Source organism: Klebsiella sp. 4_1_44FAA (assembly GCF_000238715.1).
GTDB lineage: Bacteria > Pseudomonadota > Gammaproteobacteria > Enterobacterales > Enterobacteriaceae > Klebsiella > Klebsiella pneumoniae.
Map to the genome: position 1 here is coordinate 1 of NZ_JH414861.1, position 660 is coordinate 660.

General features: G+C 49.2%; 1 protein-coding gene. It reads left to right on the forward strand.

Translation table 11 applies throughout. The annotated features are described in order from the left end of the window. Positions 1 to 208: 208 nt before the first annotated feature. The coding region (locus HMPREF1024_RS00035) for an IS5 family transposase (protein WP_032409441.1) at positions 209 to 660 on the forward strand (452 nt) is incomplete at its 3' end.

Below are 660 nucleotides of genomic sequence, written 5' to 3' on the forward strand. Positions count from 1 at the left end.
CGGGAGCCGCAATATTTAAGGCGTCAGGTAACGAACTTAAAAATATAAGTTCGCTGGTGCTATCGGCGTCAAAGAATGCTATTTACTCGCCGACAAATATACATTTGTTCGGTGATGCTGCCAACGGTTTTGTTGAATAAATCGGCGGTAATAGTGCCAACTTACTGATTTAGTGTGGCTTTGTTGAATAAATCGAACTTTTGCTGAGTTGAAGGATCAGATCACGCATCCTCCCGACAACACAGACCATTCCGTGGCAAAGCAAAAGTTCAGAATCACCAACTGGTCCACCTACAACAAAGCTCTCATCAACCGTGGCTCCCTCACTTTCTGGCTGGATGATGAGGCGATTCAGGCCTGGTATGAGTCGGCAACGCCTTCATCACGAGGAAGGCCCCAGCGCTATTCTGATCTCGCCATCACCACCGTTCTGGTGATTAAACGCGTATTCCGGCTGACCCTGCGGGCTGCGCAGGGTTTTATTGATTCCATTTTTGCCCTGATGAACGTTCCGTTGCGCTGCCCGGATTACACCAGTGTCAGTAAGCGGGCAAAGTCGGTTAATGTCAGTTTCAAAACGTCCACCCGGGGTGAAATCGCACACCTGGTGATTGATTCCACCGGGCTGAAGGTCTTTGGTGAAGGCGAATGGAAAGTCAG